Annotated in this window: 15 protein-coding genes; 7 read left to right on the top strand and 8 right to left on the bottom strand. The window is 74.9% G+C overall.

Annotated elements, in window-relative coordinates:
* Position 1: 1 nt before the first annotated feature.
* The 4 genes from hypF to I3F54_RS26725 form a co-directional block, all read right to left on the bottom strand.
* Positions 2-2,347 carry a carbamoyltransferase HypF gene (gene hypF, locus I3F54_RS26740; RefSeq protein WP_240121478.1) on the bottom strand — a complete coding sequence of 782 codons (2,346 nt, stop codon included), beginning with the start codon at positions 2,345-2,347 and terminating at the stop codon, positions 2-4.
* On the bottom strand, positions 2,344-3,057 hold the full coding sequence (gene hypB, locus I3F54_RS26735; RefSeq protein WP_240121495.1) for a hydrogenase nickel incorporation protein HypB: 714 nt from the start codon (positions 3,055-3,057) through the stop codon (positions 2,344-2,346). The genes hypF and hypB overlap by 4 nt, the downstream gene beginning before the upstream one ends.
* Complete coding sequence (locus I3F54_RS26730; protein WP_240121477.1) at positions 3,057-3,674, bottom strand: hydrogenase maturation protease; 618 nt, start codon at positions 3,672-3,674, stop codon at positions 3,057-3,059. Before I3F54_RS26730 ends, hypB begins: the two co-directional genes overlap by 1 nt.
* A gap of 195 nt (positions 3,675-3,869) precedes the next feature.
* On the bottom strand, positions 3,870-5,567 hold the full coding sequence (locus I3F54_RS26725; protein WP_240121494.1) for an enoyl-CoA hydratase-related protein: 1,698 nt from the start codon (positions 5,565-5,567) through the stop codon (positions 3,870-3,872).
* 289 nt (positions 5,568-5,856) lie between these two features.
* On the opposite strand from I3F54_RS26725, the gene I3F54_RS26720 reads away from it, so the two are divergent.
* Positions 5,857-7,728: an NAD(P)-binding protein gene (locus tag I3F54_RS26720; RefSeq protein ID WP_240121476.1), complete on the top strand. Its 1,872-nt coding sequence runs from the start codon at positions 5,857-5,859 to the stop codon at positions 7,726-7,728.
* A gap of 323 nt (positions 7,729-8,051) precedes the next feature.
* Entirely contained in the window at positions 8,052-10,169 is a 2,118-nt protein-coding gene (locus I3F54_RS26715) for a SpoIIE family protein phosphatase (protein ID WP_240121475.1), read from the top strand.
* Positions 10,170-10,266: 97 nt separating this feature from the next.
* Here I3F54_RS26715 and I3F54_RS26710 read toward each other — a convergent pair whose 3' ends face one another.
* Complete coding sequence (locus tag I3F54_RS26710) at positions 10,267-10,869, bottom strand: TetR/AcrR family transcriptional regulator (RefSeq protein WP_240121474.1); 603 nt, start codon at positions 10,867-10,869, stop codon at positions 10,267-10,269.
* A gap of 80 nt (positions 10,870-10,949) precedes the next feature.
* On the opposite strand from I3F54_RS26710, the gene I3F54_RS26705 reads away from it, so the two are divergent.
* Both I3F54_RS26705 and I3F54_RS26700 read left to right on the top strand, forming a co-directional pair.
* The gene (locus I3F54_RS26705) at positions 10,950-12,089 is read left to right on the top strand and encodes an acyl-CoA dehydrogenase family protein (protein WP_240121473.1); all 1,140 of its coding nucleotides are present in this window, start codon (positions 10,950-10,952) and stop codon (positions 12,087-12,089) included.
* A gap of 75 nt (positions 12,090-12,164) precedes the next feature.
* Complete coding sequence (locus I3F54_RS26700) at positions 12,165-12,926, top strand: SDR family NAD(P)-dependent oxidoreductase (RefSeq protein ID WP_240121472.1); 762 nt, start codon at positions 12,165-12,167, stop codon at positions 12,924-12,926.
* A 110-nt stretch (positions 12,927-13,036) separates the two neighbouring features.
* Here I3F54_RS26700 and I3F54_RS26695 read toward each other — a convergent pair whose 3' ends face one another.
* Positions 13,037-13,600, bottom strand: coding sequence for an NAD(P)H-dependent oxidoreductase (locus I3F54_RS26695; RefSeq protein WP_240121471.1), 564 nt, complete (start codon positions 13,598-13,600; stop codon positions 13,037-13,039).
* Positions 13,601-13,716: 116 nt separating this feature from the next.
* Between I3F54_RS26695 and I3F54_RS26690 the strand changes: the two genes are divergently transcribed.
* Together I3F54_RS26690 and I3F54_RS26685 are read left to right on the top strand one after the other, a co-directional pair.
* On the top strand, positions 13,717-14,394 hold the full coding sequence (locus I3F54_RS26690; RefSeq protein WP_240121470.1) for a TetR/AcrR family transcriptional regulator: 678 nt from the start codon (positions 13,717-13,719) through the stop codon (positions 14,392-14,394).
* 188 nt (positions 14,395-14,582) lie between these two features.
* Entirely contained in the window at positions 14,583-15,617 is a 1,035-nt protein-coding gene (locus tag I3F54_RS26685; protein WP_240121469.1) for a LacI family DNA-binding transcriptional regulator, read from the top strand.
* A 169-nt stretch (positions 15,618-15,786) separates the two neighbouring features.
* Here the strand turns inward: I3F54_RS26685 and trxA are convergent, their stop codons facing one another.
* The gene (gene trxA / locus I3F54_RS26680; protein WP_240121468.1) at positions 15,787-16,173 is read right to left on the bottom strand and encodes a thioredoxin; all 387 of its coding nucleotides are present in this window, start codon (positions 16,171-16,173) and stop codon (positions 15,787-15,789) included.
* A gap of 132 nt (positions 16,174-16,305) precedes the next feature.
* Here trxA and I3F54_RS26675 point away from each other — a divergent pair, with 132 nt between their 5' ends.
* On the top strand, positions 16,306-17,736 hold the full coding sequence (locus I3F54_RS26675) for an NAD(P)/FAD-dependent oxidoreductase (protein WP_240121467.1): 1,431 nt from the start codon (positions 16,306-16,308) through the stop codon (positions 17,734-17,736).
* 24 nt (positions 17,737-17,760) lie between these two features.
* On the opposite strand, the gene I3F54_RS26670 is transcribed toward I3F54_RS26675, so the two are convergent.
* A complete protein-coding gene (locus I3F54_RS26670) occupies positions 17,761-18,408 on the bottom strand; it encodes a peptide deformylase (RefSeq protein WP_240121466.1) in 648 nt (215 codons plus the stop codon).
* Positions 18,409-18,477: the final 69 nt, after the last annotated feature.

The raw sequence follows: 18,477 nt of genomic DNA, 5'->3' as shown, positions 1-18,477 counted from the left end.
GTCACTCCGGGTTGTGGGCGGGCGATGGGCGGCGGGCCGCGACCACGAGCTGGCCCAGGGCGAGCCCGCCGTCACCCGGCGGGACCTCCGTGTGCCGCAGCACCGTGAAGCCGTCGGCCGCCAGCAGGGCCGTGCAGGCCTCCTCCAGCAGCGCGTTGGCGAACACCCCGCCGGTGAGGGCGACCGTGCCGGCGCCGGTGTCGCGGCGTGCCCGGCGGCACACCTCTGCGACCGCCGCCGCCACGGCCCGGTGGAACCGGGCCGCCAGCACCGGGCGGGGTGTGCCGCGGCGCAGATCCGTGATGAGCGAACGCAGCACGGGAGCCGGGTCGAGCAGCAGGGCGTCCCCGGCGCCGCGGGCCCAGGCGAAGGAGTACGCGCCGGAGTCGGCGCCCCACGCCTGTGCCGCCTGCGCCTCCAGCTCCAGCGCCGCCTGCGCCTCGTAACCCGCGCGGTGGCACACGCCCGCCAGGGAGGAGACGGCGTCGAACAGGCGCCCCATGCCGGAGGCCGGCACGCAGGCCACGTTCCGCTCCAGCTGGCGGGCCAGCAGGGCGCGTTCCTGCGCCGTGCAGGCGGTCGTGCTCGGCAGGTCCGCGTCCCAGGGCAGCCCGGCGGCACGGAGCCGGGCCAGGGCCAGGCGGCAGGGGTTGGCCACCCCGGCGTCCCCGCCCGGCAGGGGAGCGGGGGACAGATGGGCGTAGCGGCGGAAGCCGTCGTAGCCGGCGAGCAGCACCTCTCCGCCCCACACCGTGCCGTCGTCGCCGTATCCGGTGCCGTCGAAGGCGACCCCGATGACGCGGGCGCCGGCGGGCAGCGCGTGCTCGGCCATGGCGGAGGCGACGTGCGCGTGGTGGTGCTGCACCAGGTGCAGGTCCCGCTCGCCGGCCCGGCGGCGCGCCCAGCGCGCCGAGTGGTAGCCGGGGTGCCGGTCGGCCGCGATCCGTTCGGGTCCGATGCCGGTCAGGCGCCGCAGGGTGGCCTCGGCCCGCTCCAGAGCGGCCAGCGCCGCCAGCTCGCCCAGGTCGCCGACGTGCGGCCCGAACCACGCCTCCCGGCCGGCGCCGAGGCAGGGCGCGTTCTTCAGGTCGCCGCCCACCGCGAGCGTCGGCGGCACCGCGAACGGCAGCGCCAGCGGCCGGGGGACGTACCCACGGGAGCGGCGCAGCACCTGCCCCGTGCCGTCCGGGCGGATCCGCAGCACGGAGTCGTCGCACGGCGAGGTGATCGCGCGGTCGTGGGCCAGCCAGGCGTCCGCCAGTCCGGAGAGCCGCGCCACGGCCTCGCCGTCGTCGGTGACGATGGGCTCGCCGGAGCGGTTGCCGCTGGTCATCACCAGCAGGCGTGGGCCGGGCGGGTCGCCGGGCAGCCCGAACAGCAGCGTGTGCACGGGCGTGTAGGGCAGCATGACGCCGACATGCGGGCTCTTGGGGCACACCCCGGTGGCGAGCGGGCCGCCGCGGCGGCGGCGCAGCAGCACGATGGGGCGGCGCGGACCGGTCAGCTCCGCCCGCTCCGCGTCGTCTGCCTCGCCGATCCGGTCGACGGCCGTCAGATCGGCCGCCATCACCGCGAACGGCTTGCCCCCGCGCAGTTTGCGGGCCCGCAGCCGCTCCACGGCCTCGGCGTCGGTCGCGTCGCAGGCCAGGTGGTAGCCGCCGACGCCCTTGACGGCGACGATCCGCCCCGCCGCCAGCAGGCCGCGCGCCGCGGCCAGGGCCTCGGCGTCGCGCACCGGCCGCCCTCCGGAGCCGGCGGCGGGCACGAGACGCAGCCGGGGGCCGCAGTCGGGGCACGCGACCGGCTGTGCGTGGAAGCGCCGGTCACCCGGATCGGCGTACTCCGCGGCGCACGCCCCGCACATCGGGAAGGCGTCCATGGTGGTGCTCGCGCGGTCGTACGGCAGCGCCGTCGCGATCGTGAAGCGGGGGCCGCAGTGCGTGCAGGTGATGAACGGGTGGCGGTGGCGGCGGTCGGCGGGGTCGGCGAGTTCCCGCAGGCAGTCGGCGCAGGTGGCGGTGTCCGGGGGGAGCACCGTGCGTCCGCCGCCGGTTGTCGAGGCGCGGATGGTGAAGCCGTCCGCGCCCGTGACGGGCAGGTCGGCGCTGTCGACACCGGTGACGGCCGCCAGGGCGGGCGTCTCCCGGGTGAGGCGGGCGCAGAACCGCTCCACGCCGTCCGGCGGCCCCTCGACCTCGACCAGCACGCCCCCGGAGTGGTTGGTGACGAATCCGGACAGCCCCTCCTCGGTGGCCAGCCGGTGCACGAACGGCCGGAATCCCACCCCCTGCACCACACCGCGCACGCCGACCCGGCGCCGTACCGCGGTTGTGGCGGGGACCGTCATGACGCGGTGTGCTCGTGGTGCACCGATGCCGTCAGGGCCGGGCGGTGCGCCGGCATGCCGTTCCGGACGGCGAGTACGCGGTCCAGCAGGTCGTCGGCGCCCTCGCCGCGGCGTGCACTGGTGCCCACCACGTCGACGCCCGGGTTGACCCGCTCGACGTTCTCCGCGAAGACGGCCGCGTCGAAGCCCGCCGCCTCGGCCAGGTCGGTCTTGGTGACGACCACCAGATGGGCGGAGCCGAAGGCGGTGGGGTACTTCAACGGCTTGTCCTCGCCCTCCGTCACGGCCATCAGGACCACGCGCAGGGTCTCGCCGAGGTCGTAGGCCGCCGGGCAGACCAGGTTGCCGACGTTCTCCACGAACAGCAGCGTGGTGTCCTGCGGCATCCAGCCCTCCAGGTGCCCGCGCACCTGACGGGCCTCCAGATGGCACAGCCCGCCCGTCAGCAACTGCTTGACGGGCGCGCCCGAGCGGGCCAGACGACGGGCGTCGTTCTCCGTCGCGAGGTCCGCGGTGAGCGCCGCCACCGCGATGCCGTGGCGCACGGCCAGAGCGAGCACCTCGGTCAGCAGCTCCGTCTTGCCGCTGCCGGGACTGGAGAGGAGGTTGACGCTGGTGACTCCCTGCCGGCCGAGGTCGGTGCGCAGGGCCGCCGCCAGTGAGTCGTTCTTCGCCATGACGGCCTGTTGCACGTCCACGGACCGGCACATCATGCGTGCTCCTTGCTGGCGTAGGGGCGATTGCGGTGATCCTCGTCGGGCCCGGGCACGTTTCCCGGGGGACCGGCCGGGCCGTGTCCCGCGGATTCCTCCGGCCGGCCCAACGCGAGCGGGGCGGCGGGATCGGCGAGCAACCGCCGCACCACCGTGTGCAGCAGCGGCACCGCCGCCGCCACGGCCTCGCGCACCGGGGCGCTGAGCCCGCCGACGAGTTCGGTGTCGTCCTCGGGCAGGTGCTCCGGCTCGCACGCCAGCAGCACGATGCGGGGCAGCGGTCCCTCGGCCATGCGCGCGGCCAGCGCCAGCACCTTCACCGGGTCCATGCCGTGGGCCTCGGGCGCGGCCTGCGAGGCCTCGGGCGGCTCCGGGACGACGAGGGACAGCGTGCCGGGGCGGTGGCCGCGTGCCGCGGCGTCGACGAAGACCACCGCGTCGTAGCCGTCGAGGAGCCGGTAGGCGAGATCCAGGCCGCGGATGCCGAAGTCCCGCACCTCGACGGCGGCGGGCAGCGGATCCTCGCGCAGGGCCGCGATCACCTCGGGGCCGAAGGCGTCGTCGGCGAGGAAGATGTTGCCGATGCCGGCCACGAGCAGACGGGTGGATGCCAACGGACTCTCCTGCGGCAGGGGCGGGACGGACTCGGTGCGGGGCGGGGCGTGCACGGACGGGGACAGCTCGGGACGGCACGGCGGGAACGGGGCTGCGGCCCGTCCGGTCGGTCCGGCACCGGAAGGGCGCCGGTGCCCCGGCGGGGCCGGGCCGCCGGAGGCGGATCGGGCGCGCTCGGGTGCCCGGCCCGGCGCCTACGGTGTGCGCGGCGGCGCCAGGGGCCGGGGGGAACCACCCGGTGTCCTGCGGACGAAGGCCGACCGCAGCGCGTGGAAGGGGGCGGCGGGGTCGAAGAGGATGCGGCGCATGCGGGCCTGCTCGTCGCGCCGGTACGCCGCCAGCGGCCGGCGTGCCTCGTCCCGCTCCCGGGCGGCCTGCTTGGCCGCGATCCGCTCGCGCAGATCCGGCACCCCGGCCAGCGCCGCCGACAGACGGTCGACGTCGTGGGAGAAGCTGCCGGGGGAGGCCGGTACGAGACGGTCGACCAGCCCCGCCCGACGGGCCGAGAACGCGCTCACCGGCAGCGCCTGCCGGGTCAGCCGCGCGGCGGTCTCCTCCCCGGTCCGCCGGGGGAGGCTGTAGGTCCAGAACTCCGACCCGTACAGGCCCATGCGCCGGTAGTGCGGGTTCAGCACGGCTCCGGTACGGCACCACACCTCGTCCGCCGCCAGCGCGAGCATCACGCCGCCGGCCGCCGCGTTCCCGCCCAGCGCGGCCACCACCAGCCGGTCGGTCGTCCGCAGCACGGCCTCGACCAGGTCGTTCATGGCGGTGAGGTTGGTCCATGCCTCGCCGGCCGGGTCGGACGCGGCCTCGATGACGTTGAGGTGGATGCCGTTGGAGAAGAAGTCCCGCCCGCCGCCCAGGACCAGCACGGACGTCGGTCTGGTGAGGGCGTGGCGGTAGCCGGCGAGCAGGCGGCGGCACTGGGCGGAGCTCATCGCCCCGCCGGGGAAGGAGAAGTCCAGGAAGCCGACGTCACCGCGCTGCCGGTAGCGGACGTCGGACCAGGTGCGCCGCTCGGCGGGCAGGTCCAGGGGCACGGATGCCTCCGGCACGTTCCGGAGCAGCCCGCCCAGCACGTCGGCCGCGGGCCGCCGGAAGGGCGCTGGATCGCCGGAACCGCGGCGCGGCCTGAGCTCCGGGATCCACACCGCGCCGTCCCGGGTGGCCCGGCAGACCGCCCCGTTCCGCGTGGCCAGCACCTGCCCGGGACGGCCCCGCAGGATGTCCTCGGGATGCCCGCCGTGCAGGAACACCTCCCGGCCCAGCAGGGTGTCCAGGACCCCGGGACGGGAGTCGGCGCCACGCAGCTTGCGCAGGACCGTCTCCGTGGAGTCCGCCCGCCAGTCGATGCGGCGCGTCTCCTGCCGGAAGACGTCCCGCCAGACCACACCGACCGACGGGCCACTCTGCGGCTGCGGTTTGAACGAGCCGTCGGCGAAGCGCTGCACCGCCAGCAGGACGGCGGCCGCCGCCGCGTCGGCCACCTCGCCGCGGTACAGGTCGCTCTTGCCGACGGGCGGTAGCGTGCACGGGACGGAGGCCCAGATGTCCCCGGCGTCCAGGCCCGCCTCCGCCTGAAGGACGGTCACGCCCCAGCGCCGTGCGCCGTCGGCGACCGCCCAGTCGAGGGAGGACGGGCCGCGATCGCCCGGCGGACCCGGGTGGACGATCAGGCAGGTGTGCTCGCGCCACACGTCCTCGGGCACCGCCGTCCTCAGCATCGGCGCCACGATCAGCTCCGGAGCGGTCTCCCGCACGGCGGCGCGGACGGCATCGTCACCGTGCGGGGCCAGCACCACCTCCACGCGGTGTCCGCGGTCGGAGAGTTCGGCGTACACCCGTTGCGACAGGCTGTTGAAAGCACTGGCGACGAGGAGGATGTCCATGCGGCTCTTCCCGACGGCGAAGCGGAGGGCGGGCGGCGCCCCGGACGAGACAGCAGGATGGTCGCCGCCGCGGCCCGGGCGGTGCAGCGCAACGGCCGCCGCCCGCAAGTTCCACCGGATGGTCGTGCCGCGCACAGTGGGGCCGGTGGGGGAGGGCCGGGCGAGGGAGCGGCGGAACGGGGCCGGGGCGGGGCGGGCGCCGGTGACGGCGCGTGGCACGGCGTACGGCAGGCTGTGACATGTGTCTTTCATTCCTCACCAGCCTCAACCCCCTTTCCCCGGGGGCCACATGGTCGTCTGTGGTGACGACGCACTGGCGCGCCGCCTGGCCGCTGAGCTGCGCGACGTGTATCGGGAACGGGTCGTCCTCGTCGTCCCCGAGCCCCAGGCCGCGGGCGCTCCCACCCGCGCGGCGGCCCTCGCCTCGGCCCTGCTGGGGCGTGTCCCCTTCGCCTCCCCGCGCGTGCCCGGCACCCACGGCCCCGCCGCGGGGGACGACCTGGACGTGGTGTCGGCGCCGGTTCCCGACGAAACCGTGCTGGACGCGGCGGGCGTGGGCCGCGCGAGCGCTCTGGCGCTCGTGTACGAGGACGACGCGACCAACGTCCGCGCCGCCCTGGCCGCCCGCCGGCTCAACCCGCGGCTCCGGCTGGTCATCCGGCTCTACAACCGCAAGCTGGGCCAGCACCTCGCCCAACTGCTCGACCAGGCCACACCCGGTGTCGACCCCGCCGTGCTGGACACCTCCACCACGGTCCTGTCGGACGCCGACACGGCCGCACCGGCGCTCGCCGCCACGGCCGTCGCGGGCACCAGCAAGGTCGTCCAGGCGGACGGAATGCTGCTGCGCGCGGTCGAGCACCCGCCGCCCGGCGACGGACGCGTCCCCGACCCCGGCCTGTGCACGCTCGCCCTGCTGTCCTCCACCACCAGCAATCCGGCCGGAATGGAGGGCTCGGACGACAGCGGGCCGGAGGGGCCGCGGCTGCTGCCCGACGACGAGGAGGTCGCGGCGGCCGGCGCCCGCGGCACCATCGCGCTGGAGACCGTCACGTACGCCGGGCCGCCACCGCCCGTCAGCCGGCTCGGCGCCGCCCTCACCCCACTGGTCTCGCTCTTCTCCCGCCGCCTGTGGTGGTCGATCACCGGTGTCGTGGGCGCGGTGCTGGCGCTGACGGTGGCCTCGATGCTCACCCTCGACGACCATCCGCTGCACGCCGCCTACACGATCCTTCTGGACATCTTCGCCATCAACGACCCCGCGATCGGCCAGCCGGCGACCCGCAAGGTCCTCCAGATACTGGCCGGGCTCGCCGGTCTCCTGCTGCTGCCGGTGCTGGTGGCCGGCCTGCTGGAGGCGCTCGGCACGTTCCGCTCCGCCTCGGCCCTCGGGCGGGTCTCCCGCCGCATGTCCGGACACGTGGTGCTGCTCGGCCTGGGCAAGGTCGGCACCCGTGTCCTGGCCCGGCTGCACGAGCTGGACATCCCGGTGGTGTGCGTGGAGGAGAACCCCGAAGCGCGCGGCATCTCCCTCGCCCGCCGGCTGCGCGTGCCGGTCGTCCTCGGGGACGTGACCCAGGAGGGCGTGCTGGAGTCGGCGCGCGTGCACCGGGCCCAGGCGCTGCTCGCCCTCACCAGCTCCGACACCACCAACCTGGAGGCCACCCTCTACGCCCGCTCCCTCGGCCCGGCCCTGCGGGTCTCCCTGCGCCTGTACGACGACGAGTTCGCGACCGCCGTCTTCCGCACCCTGCGCACGGCGCACCCCGACGCCCTCACCCGCAGCCGCAGCGTCTCCCATCTGGCGGCGCCCGCCTTCGCCGGGGCCATGATGGGGCGCCAGGTCCTCGGGGCGGTTCCGGTCGAGCGGAAGGTCCTGCTGTTCGCCGCGCTGGACGTGATGGGGCATCCGCAGCTGCAGGGCCGTACCGTCGCGGAGGCGTTCCGGCCCGGGGCCTGGCGGGTCATCGCCCTGGACACCGCCGCGCCCGGGGAGCGGCTGCCCGACCTGTCCGCCGCCGTGCGCGGTGCGGGTGGCCGTGCCCCGAACCTCGTGTGGGACCTGCACCCCGGTTACGTCCTGAAGCCCGAGGACCGTGTCGTCCTGGCCGCCACGCGGCGCGGCCTCGCCGAGCTCCTCGGCCGGCAGCCGCAGCCGTGACCAGGACGACCCACCGGCGCCGGCAGGAGACCGGGGACCCGGCGGGCACGTCCTCCCGGACGCCCCCAGGGCCGGGCGTGTCCATGACCGGGACGGGAGGGCCGACGCGGCGGCAGCCCTCGTGGCGCACGGCGGCACGCGCGGGCGGCGGCCCCGCCGCCCGCGCCCGGCGGACCGCTCGTTCCCGGACGGGCAGGACGGCCGTGCGCGGTTCCGCCCCGGCTCAGGGGGCGCCGCACTCCGCGCACGGGCGTACCGTCCTGGTGTGGCCGAATTCGTTCGGCGGGAACCCGGCAACCGTACGCGGCACAAGGAGCGGCAGCGTGACCGGTGTGCACGAGGGGGCGACCGACGTGGAGGCACTGGACGCCGCGTTCGCGGAGACGGTGCGCCGGACGGGCGCGTCCATCGGCGCGCTCTACCTCGTCGCTCCGGACGGGCGGCACCTGGCCCTGGAGGCCCTGTACGGGGTGCCGTCCGAGCTCGCGGCGCCGTGGACGAAGGTCGCGGTGGACGCTTCGGCACCGGTGGCCGACGCCGTCCGTGAGGACCGCATCGTGTGGGTGGGCAGCCACGAGGAGCTGGCCACCACCTATCCGCGCACCGCGGTGGCGTTGCCGTACCCGCTGGCGCTCGCCGCCGTCCCGGTCATCGGCACGCGCCGGTGGGGCGCCCTGCTGCTCACCTGGCCGGCCAACCGCCCGCCGCACATGACCCGGCGGGAGCGCGCGCACATCACGGCCAGCTGCGGACGACTGGCCCGGCTCCTGGAGGAGTCGGCCGACCACGGTGGGCTCCCGGCTCCGGGCGACCGGCCACGTGTGCTGCCCGGCGGAGCGACCGGGCCGTCCGTGAGCCCGGTGTCGGCCGCCGCCGACTTCGCCGAGCGGCTGCCGGGCGGCAGCTGCGCCATGGACCTGGAAGGACGCTTCACCTACCTCAGCAAGGGCGCCTGCGAACTGCTCGGCCGCACGGCCGACCGGCTCCTGGGGACCCTGCCGTGGCAGTCCCTGCGCTGGCTCGACGACCCCGCCTACGAGGACCGCTACCGCGCCGCCGTGATCAGCCGCCAGCGCGTCGTCTTCACCGCCTGCCGCCCGCCCGACATCTGGCTCGACTTCCACCTGTATCCCGATGCCAGCGGCATCAGCGTCCGGATCGTGCCCAGCGGTGACCGGCTCCCGTCCGGACCGGTGTACCGCGGGACCTCGGGCGCCGGGGCACCGGCCCGAGCCGGCCGTCTCTACCAGCTCACGCACCTGGCGGCCGCCCTGACCGAGGTGGTCGGCGTCCAGGACGTCATCGACCTGGTGGCCGACCAGATCATGCCCGCCTTCGGCGCCCACGGCCTGGTCCTGTCCACAGCCGACGCCGGCCGGCTGCGCATCACCGGCCACCGCGGCTACACCCCGGCAGCCATCGAACGGCTCGACGGCCTGCCGCTCGACACCGGATTCACCCCGGCCGGCCGCGTGCTGGCCAGCGGCATCCCCGCGTTCTTCGCCACCGTGGAGGAGATGCGCCACCTCTACCCCGAAGCGGCCCTGGTCAGCGGCAAGCAGGCCTGGGCGTTCCTGCCGCTGATCGTCTCCGGCCGTCCTGTCGGCTGCTGCATCCTGTCGTACGACCGCCCCCACCTCTTCCCGGCCGAGGAACGCGCCGTGCTGACCTCGCTCGCCGGACTCGTCGCCCACGCCCTGGACCGTGCCCGCCTCTACGACACCAAACTCGGCCTCGCCCACGGTCTCCAGCAGGCGCTGCTCCCGCGGAACCTGCCCCCGGTCCCCGGGCTGCGGGTCGCCGCCCGGTATCTGCCCGCCACCCGGGGGATGGACATCGGCGGCGACTTCTACGACCTCATACCCCTCGGGGACACCGCGGCCGCCGCCGTCATCGGCGACGTCCAGGGGCACGACGTCGCGGCAGCCGCTCTCATGGGTCAGGTCCGCACCGCGGTGCGCGCCCACTCGGCCCTCGACGCCACGCCGGACCAGGTGCTCACCCGGACGAACCGGCTCCTCACCGATCTCGGCGCGGACCTGTTCGTCAGCTGCCTCTACGCCCACCTGGACTTCGCCGCGGGCCGCATGACCCTGGCCGGTGCCGGCCACCCGCCGCCGATCCTGCGACGGCCCGAGGGGGACGCCCGACCTCTCGACATGACCCCCGGACCCCTGCTCGGCATCGAAGCGGACGCCGACTTCCCCCTGACCGGGACCCCGCTCACCCCCGGCCTCATGCTCGCCCTCTACACCGACGGCCTGATCGAGAGGCCGGGCGTCGACCTCGACGACTCGATCGCCGACCTGGCACGGCAGCTCGCCCGCACCGGCGACCGTGACCTGGACGCGCTCATCGACTCCCTCGTGGAGAACACGGGGACCCGGGGCCGGCGCACCGACGACGTGGCACTGCTCGTCCTCCAGTGCACGGCGCGCTGAGACGCACCCGCTCTCCGCACGCCGGCCTTTCGGCCCGGCGCGTGCGTCGGTCCCGGCCACCGGCTCCGGAGGGCGGGGGACCGGTGGCCGGAGCCGTTCAGCGGGTCAGACCGTGCAGCAGCAGCTCCGCGAGGTGGGCATAGGCCTGGGCGTCGGTCAGGCCGGTGGTGGACGCCACCTGCCGACGCTGGATGCGGACCATCACCGAGGTGATGACGTCGGCGGCGAAGGCGACGTGCACCTCCCGGAAGGCGCCCGCGTCCGTGCCCTCCTCGATCAGCTGCTGGACGCGCCGCGCAGCCGCCCGGGTGTTGCGGTCGTAGACCTCGGCGGCCGGCCCGAAGGCCGCCACGTCGTCGAAGAACCGCGCGGAGGCGGGTGCCAGCTCCGCCGACACGGCGCGCAGGTAGGCGGCGAGCCGGCGGGCCGGCTCGGTCTCCGCCGCCAGGGCCGCCTCCACGCGCTCGGTCGCCCGCCGGAAGAAGTGCACCACGGCGGCCCGCACCAGCTGCTCCTTGCTGCCCGCTAGGCCGTACAGGGTGCGCTTGGAGCAGTGCAGCCGGGCGGCGAGGCCGTCCAGCGTCAGATGGGCGAAACCGTCCCGGACCAGAAGGCCCACCAGTTCCTCGAACAGCTCGGAGCGGCGTGCTGCGCCCCGGCCGGTGGGCTTCGGGCTCTCGGCGGCTGACGTCTCGATCACCCGGCCAGTATTCCAAGGCCCACCTTTGCGCTACGCTAAGCGGTACTGACGTACCTCTTTGAGTACCACTTGGAGCCACCGTGGACGTCGACCGCCTGCTCCCCACCCCGGAGGCCGCGGATCTGATCGCCCTCACCCGGGAGATCGCCGACAAGGAACTCGCCACCCGCGTCGAGCAGCACGAGAACGCGGAGACCTATCCCGAGGGGCTGTTCGCCACCCTCGGCCAGGCCGGACTGCTCGGCCTGGTCTACCCGGAGGAGTACGGCGGCGGTGGCCAGCCGTACGAGGTGTACCTCCAGGTCCTGGAGGAGCTCGCCACCCGCTGGGCCGCCGTGGCCGTCGCCACCAGCGTGCACACCCTCGCCTGCCACCCCCTGAACGCGTTCGGCACGGACGGGCAGAAGGACCGCTGGCTGCCCGCGATGCTGGCGGGCGAGCGGATCGGCGGCTACAGCCTGTCCGAGCCACAGGCCGGCTCCGACGCCGCGTCCCTGTCCTGCAAGGCCGAGCCCGTCGAGGGCGGCTACCGCATCACCGGCACCAAGGCCTGGATCACCCACGGCGGCAAGGCCGACTTCTACGCCCTGTTCGCCCGCACCGCCCCGGGAACCCACGGCATCTCCTGCTTCCTGGCCCCCGGCGCCGTCGACGGGCTCGGCTTCGGCGCCCCCGAGCGCAAGATGGGCCTGCACGCCGTGCCCACCGCCGCCGCCTACTGGGACGGGGCGTTCCTGGACGCGGACCGGCGCATCGGCGACGAGGGCCAGGGCCTGCAGATCGCCTTCAGCGCGCTCGACTGCGGGCGCCTGGGGATCGCCGCCTGCGCCACCGGCCTGGCCCAGGCCGCCCTGAACACCGCCGTCGCCTACGCCAACGAACGCACCTCCTTCGGCCGGCGCATCATCGACCACCAGGGCCTCGGCTTCCTCCTCGCCGACATGGCCGCCGGCGTCGACTCCGCCCGCGCCACCTACCTGGACGCCGCCCGCCGCCACGACCTCGGCCGGCCCTTCAGCCGGCAGGCCAGCGTGGCCAAGCTGGTGTGCACCGATACCGCGATGCGGGTGACCACCGACGCCGTGCAGGTGCTCGGCGGGTACGGCTACACCCGGGACTTCCCGGTCGAGCGCTACATGCGGGAGGCCAAGGTCATGCAGATCTTCGAGGGGACCAACCAGATCCAGCGGCTGGTCATCAGCCGAGGTCTCGCCGCCTGACGGGTCCCGCGCCCGACCGCCCCACCCGTGCCGTACCGGCCGCCCTGTCGGCCACCCTCACCGCCGAGGAGTTCCATGGACATCGCAGGATCCGCCGCCCTGGTCACCGGCGCCGCCTCCGGGCTCGGCGCCGCCACCGCCGCCGCACTCGCCGCCCGCGGCGCCACCGTCTACGGCCTGGACCTGGAGAAGGCCGTCGCCGAGGCCGGCCCGCAGCCCGACGGCGTCACGCTGCTGCCCGCCGACGTCACCCGCGAGGAGCCCGTCGAGGAAGCGCTGACCCGCATCGAGGCCGACGGCGCCCGGCTCCGCCTCGCCGTCAGCTGCGCCGGCATCGCGCCCTCCGCGCGGGTCGTCGGCCGTCGAGGCCCGCACGACCTCGACCTGTTCCGCGCGGTCGTCGACGTCAACCTGGTCGGCACCTTCAACGTCATGCGGCTCGCCGCGGCGGCCATGACCCGCAACGAGCCGGACGACGGCGGGCAGCGCGGTGTCATCGTCAACACGGCTTCCATCGCCGCCTTCGAGGGCCAGATCGGCCAGATCGCCTACGCCGCCTCCAAGGCCGGAGTCGCCGGGATGACCGTCACGGCCGCCCGCGACCTCGCCCAGCACGGCATCCGCGTCGTCACCATCGCTCCCGGCATCGTGGACACGCCGATGATGGCGGGCTTCAGCGAGGAGGTCAGGGCCGGTCTCGGCGCGAGCGTGCCCTTCCCGCAGCGTCTGGCCCAGCCGGCCGAGTACGCCCGCCTGGTCGCCATGATCACCGAGCACGACTACCTCAACGGCGAGACGATCCGCATGGACGGCGCCCTGCGGATGGGCGCCCGCTAGGGGCCGACGGCCGTCGTACCGCCGTCGTCCAGGGCCGCGAACAGCGGTGAGGGGCCGGAGCGCGAACGCTCCGGCCCCTCACTCATGCGCGGACCGCCGTGCAGGACGGCTCAGGCGGCCACGGCCTCGCCGGCGTGCCCGTGGAGGCGGGCGACGACCTCCGTCAGCTGACCGGCGACCTCGGCGTCGTCCGCCGGGTGGATCTCGGCGAAGCGGGTCACCGAGCCGGGGATCGCGAGCTTGATGTCCTCGATCACCTTGCCGCCGGCGACGCCGACGGCCTTGCGGGCGTCGTCCTGCGCCCAGATGCCGCCGTGCTGGCCGAACGCGGTGCCGACGACGGCCACGGGCTTGCCCGCGATGGCGCCGGCGCCGTAGGGGCGGGACAGCCAGTCGATGGCGTTCTTCAGCACGGCCGGAATGGTGCCGTTGTACTCGGGCGCGAACAGCAGGAAGGCGTCGGCGTCGGCGGCGGCCTCGCGCAGCTGTGCGGCGGCGGCCGGGATGCTGCCCTCGACGTCGATGTCCTCGTTGTAGAAGGGAACGTCGGCCAGGCCCTCGTGCAGCACGACCTCCGCGCCTTCGGGAGCGAGCTTGACGGCCGCCTCGGCGAGCTGGCGGTTGTGCGACCCGGCGCGAAGGCTGCCGACGAGCGCGAGGATGCGAGCAGACATGAGAACTCCAAGGGCTGAAACTGTGCCGATACGATCCGGACCGAGGTCCGTTTAAATGTGTACCAGGTAACCGGACTGCGGTCCAGTTTTGTTCCCGATGCTCTACGCTTGGCCTCATGCCCGCCGCACAGCCGCCGTTTCCGCCGCCCGACCGCGACTTCTTCGGCCCCGATCTGATCCAGCTCGGAGCCGTCGATGACGAGCCCTGCCTGCGCGCCGATGCCGCCCGCAACCGGGCGAAGCTGCTGGAGGCGGCGGCCCGTCTGATCGCCGAGCACGGCGCCGACGGCGTGACGATGGAGGCCGTGGCCGCAGCGGCCGCGGTGGGCAAGGGCACGGTGTTCCGTCGCTTCGGCGACCGCACCGGACTGCTGACGGCGCTGCTCGACCACTCCGAGCGGAAGTTCCAGGCCGCCTTCCTCGGCGGGCCGCCCCCGCTCGGGCCCGGTGCTCCACCGGTGGAGCGCCTGCACGCGTTCGGCCGCGCGCTGCTGCGCCGCACCGTGGAGGAACTGGACCTGCAACTGGCGGCCGAGCCCGGCTCGGACCGCCGCTTCGGCGTGCCGGCCTGGCGGGTCCAGCACCACCACGTGGTGCTCCTGCTGCGGCAGTCCGTCCCGGACGCGGACTGCGACCTGCTCGCCCATGTGCTGATGGCGCAGCTCGGCCCCGCCCTGGTCCATCACCTCGTACGGCAGTGCGGGATGCCCGTCGAGCGGCTGGAGGCGAACTGGGCGGACCTGGTCGCACGGATCACGGGGACCGGACCGCACAGCCGAGCCGCCCGCGCCTGAGCCCGCTGCACCTGGGCCACCCGCGCCCGCGCCAGCACCCGTGCCGACGCCGACGACGGGCTGGTGGGGGATCCGCGTGTCTCCACGCCGCCGGTCCGCCCGCCCCGGGGCCCCACCGTCACGGTGCGCGCTCGCTGTCCCACCCGACCGGAATCCCGGTCCTCGCTTCTGCCAGGATGCGCAGTGTCATGGTGCAGATACCGAACACGCCCCCGTCCGCGTCGCCCGCACCCCGCTCCGTGCCCACGAGCGCCGATGTCGCCCGCCTGGCCGGGGTCTCGCGCGCGACCGTCTCCTACGTGCTGAACAACACCAGCGCGGTCCGGATCAGCGAGGCCACCCGCCGCCGCGTCCACGAGGCCGCACGCGAACTCGGCTACGTCCCGCACGCCGCCGCCCGCAGCCTGCGCGCCGGGCACAGCCGCATGGTCCTGATGCCCGCGCCCGCCATCCCGGTCGGCCCGCTGTACAACGCGTTCATCAACGAACTCCAGTGGGCCCTCGGCCGCCTGGACTACACCGTCGTCCAGCACGGCACCGTCGCCCTCCGGGGTGACGAGGCCGCCCGCGCCTGGGCCGAACTGCGGCCGGTGGCCGTCCTGGTACCCGGTGCCGGGCTCGGCCCGCAGGGCGTGGACGTCCTGAAGCGGTCCGGGGCCCGAGCCGTGGTCACCCTCGGTCCCGGGTCCGTCGAGGGCGCGCACGCCCTGCTCATGGACCACACCACCGTCGGTCACGCCGCCGTGGCCCACCTGTACGCCCGGGGCCGCCGCCGCATCGGAGTCGTGGTTCCCGAGGAGACGGGACTGGACACCTTCTCCCGGCCCCGCCTCGACGGCGCCCGCGCGGCCGTGCAGGACACCGGTGCCGAGGTGACCGCACTGCCCCTCGCCTACGAGGAGCGGTCCGCCGCCCGGCTCGCCGGCCGGTGGCCCGGACTCGGCCTCGACGCCGTGTTCGCCTACAACGACGAGTACGCGATGCTGCTGATGCGCGCCCTCCAGGACGCCGGCGTCCGCATCCCCGCCGACACCGCCGTCATCGGCGCCGACGACCTCATGCTCGGCCGGCTCCTGCGCCCCCGGCTCAGCACGGTCCACATGGACCTGCCCTCCGGGCGCGACCTCGCCGAACTGGTCGACCGCGCGGTCCGCGACCCCGGCGCCGAACCCGAGACACACACCATCCTGGGAGCCTCGGTGGTGCACCGGGAATCGAGCTGAGGAACGGACCGCCCCGCCCCCACACCGGTCGGGGACGGCCCACCGGCCGCACCCACCGCCCCCGCACCGCTCCCGCACACGCGTGGGCCGCGCGGGAAACGTCTGCGCCCCGCACGCGAACGGGCCCGCTCCCCCGTGGCACGGGGGAGCGGGCCCGCGGAGGCGTCGGTCACCGCCCGTCCTGCCCCGACTTGGCCTGCTGCTCCGCGATGGCCCGGCGCACCTCGTCCATGTCCAGTTTGCGGGCCTGGCCGATGACGTCCGTGAGCGCCTCCGCGGGCAGTGCGCCCGGCTGGGCGAAGACGGCGACCTGGTCGCGGACGATCATCAGGGTCGGGATGGACTGGATGCCGAAGGCCGCGGCCAGCTCCGGCTGCGCCTCCGTGTCCACCTTGCCGAACACCAGATCGGGGTTGTCCTGCGCGGCCTTCTCGTAGACCGGCGCGAACTGGCGGCACGGCCCGCACCAGGACGCCCAGAAGTCGATCAGGACGAACTCGTTGTCCGTGACCGTCTGGTCGAAGTTCTCCTTGGTGAGCTCCACGGTGCTGCTCATCGGATGCATCCTCATTCCTGGCTAGGGGGTGAAGCCGTCCGCACAACACGGCCGGGCCACCGGCTATTCCGTCGATTTCCGGCGCGCGTACCCATCTGGCTCCCACGGCACACCACCCGGAAGACTGACCCCATGACGGAATCGGAATCCATCGCGTACGACGTCGTGGTGCTCGGAGCCGGACCTGTGGGGGAGAACGTCGCCGACCGTACCCGCGCGGCCGGCCTGTCCACCGCGGTCGTGGAGAGCGAACTGGTCGGCGGCGAGTGCTCGTACTGGGCCTGCATGCCCAGCAAGGCCCTGCTGCGGCCGGTCGTCGCCCGTGCCGACGCCCGCCGCGTACCGGGACTGCGCCAGGCGGTCAGGGGGCCCCTCGACGCCGCGGCAATCCTCGCCCACCGCAACGACTACACCTCCCACTGGCAGGACGACGGCCAGGTCCGGTGGCTGGAGAGCATCGGCGCGGACCTCTACCGGGGCCAGGGCCGGCTCACCGGTCCGCGCACCGTCGCCGTGACCGACGCCGACGGCGTACGGCACGTGCTGACCGCCCGGCACGCCGTCGCCGTCTGCACCGGCAGCCGCGCCCGCCTGCCCGACCTGCCCGGCCTCGCCGGCGTGCGGCCCTGGACCAGCAGGGAGGCCACGAGCGCCCAGCACGTGCCCGGACGCCTGGTCGTCGTCGGCGGCGGGGTGGTCGCCACCGAGATGGCGACCGTCTGGCAGGCCCTCGGCAGCCGCGTCACCGTCCTGGTGCGCGGCAAGGGCCTGCTCAACCGCATGGAACCGTTCGCCGGTGAGATGGTCGCCGACTGCCTCGCCGAGGCCGGAGCCGACGTCCGCACCGGCACCGCCGTCGAGTCCGTCCGCCGCGTCGACGGCACCGTGGTGGTCGTCACCGACCGCGGCGACACCGTCGAGGCCGACGAGATCCTCTTCGCCACCGGACGCGCCCCGCGCACCGACGACATCGGCCTCGACACCATCGGCCTGGAACCCGGCTCCTGGCTGGATACCGACGACAGCCTGCGCGTACCGGGCACCGAGTGGCTGTACGCCGTCGGCGACGTCAACCACCGCGCCCTCCTCACCCACCAGGGCAAGTACCAGGCCCGCATCGCCGGTGCCGCGATCGCCGCCCGCGCCGCCGGGGCGCCGCTGCCGGAGACCGGCCCGTGGGGCGCGCACGCCGCCACCGCCGATCACCACGCCGTCCCGCAGGTCGTCTTCACCGACCCCGAGGCCGCAGCGGTGGGCCTGTCCCTGGCGGAGGCGGAGGAGGCCGGGCACCGGGTGCGAGCCGTCGACGTCGACCTGTCCTCGGTCGCCGGTGCGGGCCTGTACGCCGACGGATACCGGGGACGGGCCCGGATGGTCGTCGACCTGGACGACGAGATCCTGCGCGGCGTGACCTTCGTCGGCCCCGGCGTCGGTGAACTGATCCACTCGGCCACCGTCGCCGTCGCCGGACAGGTCCCGATCGAACGGCTGTGGCACGCGGTCCCGTCCTACCCGACGATCAGCGAGGTGTGGCTGCGGCTGCTGGAGGCCTACCGCGGCTGACCCGCGCGGAACTCCGGCAGAGGTTCACTCCGGCAGGTCGAAGCCCAGTTCCCCGGCCGCCGTACGGGGTGTCGGCTGGTTCCAGCGGCCGGTCATCGCCTCACTCGAGGACAGGGAACGCAGCTCCGCACGGTCGAGGTGGAGCAGGCCGTCGAGGTGGTCCGTCTCGTGCTGCACGATACGGGCGGGCCACCCCGAGAACACCTCGTCGAACGCGCGGCCGCGCTCGTCCTCGCCCCGCAGCCGCACCTCGGAGTGACGCGCCACCACCGCCTGCCACCCGGGCACACTCAGGCACCCCTCGAAGAAGGCGGCGCGGGCCGTCCCGACCGGCTCGTACGACGGGTTGACCAGCACCCGGAACGGCTGCGGCACCCGCCCCCGCGCCGACCGCACCTCCGGCGGCACCGGAGCGGGATCCTCCAGCACCGCGATCCGCAACGGCACACCGACCTGAACGGCGGCCAGGCCCACACCGGGCGCCGCGCGCATCGTGAGGCGCAGGGCCGCCACGAAGCGGGCCAGCAGGTCCGGGCCCAACTGCCCGTCGTAGCGCGCGGTACCACGGCGCAGCACCGGATCACCGGCCGTGACGATCCTCAACGGGCTGCCGCCGGAGAGGAGTTCCTCGACCCGGTCGGTCAGCGGCGCACGATCGGGGGGACATGCCATCGTGCCAGCATGCCACGCCGCTCACCGGCGACCACCCCGCGGACGGCGCCCGCCCGCCGGGGCACGGGG

This window comes from Streptomyces sp. MUM 2J (assembly GCF_022414535.1).
Lineage (GTDB): Bacteria > Actinomycetota > Actinomycetes > Streptomycetales > Streptomycetaceae > Streptomyces.
This window is presented reverse-complemented; position numbering and strand designations above follow the sequence as displayed.

Excerpts from the sequence above, each read along its gene's own strand:
- I3F54_RS26725 (WP_240121494.1), bottom strand. The coding sequence starts at position 5,567 with ATGGACATCCTCCTCGTCGCCAGTGCTTTCAACAGCCTGTCGCAACGG.
- I3F54_RS26720 (WP_240121476.1), top strand. The coding sequence starts at position 5,857 with ATGGTCGTCTGTGGTGACGACGCACTGGCGCGCCGCCTGGCCGCTGAG.
- trxA (WP_240121468.1), bottom strand. The coding sequence starts at position 16,173 with ATGAGCAGCACCGTGGAGCTCACCAAGGAGAACTTCGACCAGACGGTC.
- hypB (WP_240121495.1), bottom strand. The coding sequence starts at position 3,057 with ATGTGCCGGTCCGTGGACGTGCAACAGGCCGTCATGGCGAAGAACGAC.
- I3F54_RS26695 (WP_240121471.1), bottom strand. The coding sequence starts at position 13,600 with ATGTCTGCTCGCATCCTCGCGCTCGTCGGCAGCCTTCGCGCCGGGTCG.
- I3F54_RS26670 (WP_240121466.1), bottom strand. The coding sequence starts at position 18,408 with ATGGCATGTCCCCCCGATCGTGCGCCGCTGACCGACCGGGTCGAGGAA.
- I3F54_RS26685 (WP_240121469.1), top strand. The coding sequence starts at position 14,583 with ATGGTGCAGATACCGAACACGCCCCCGTCCGCGTCGCCCGCACCCCGC.
- I3F54_RS26690 (WP_240121470.1), top strand. The coding sequence starts at position 13,717 with ATGCCCGCCGCACAGCCGCCGTTTCCGCCGCCCGACCGCGACTTCTTC.
- hypF (WP_240121478.1), bottom strand. The coding sequence starts at position 2,347 with ATGACGGTCCCCGCCACAACCGCGGTACGGCGCCGGGTCGGCGTGCGC.
- I3F54_RS26700 (WP_240121472.1), top strand. The coding sequence starts at position 12,165 with ATGGACATCGCAGGATCCGCCGCCCTGGTCACCGGCGCCGCCTCCGGG.
- I3F54_RS26675 (WP_240121467.1), top strand. The coding sequence starts at position 16,306 with ATGACGGAATCGGAATCCATCGCGTACGACGTCGTGGTGCTCGGAGCC.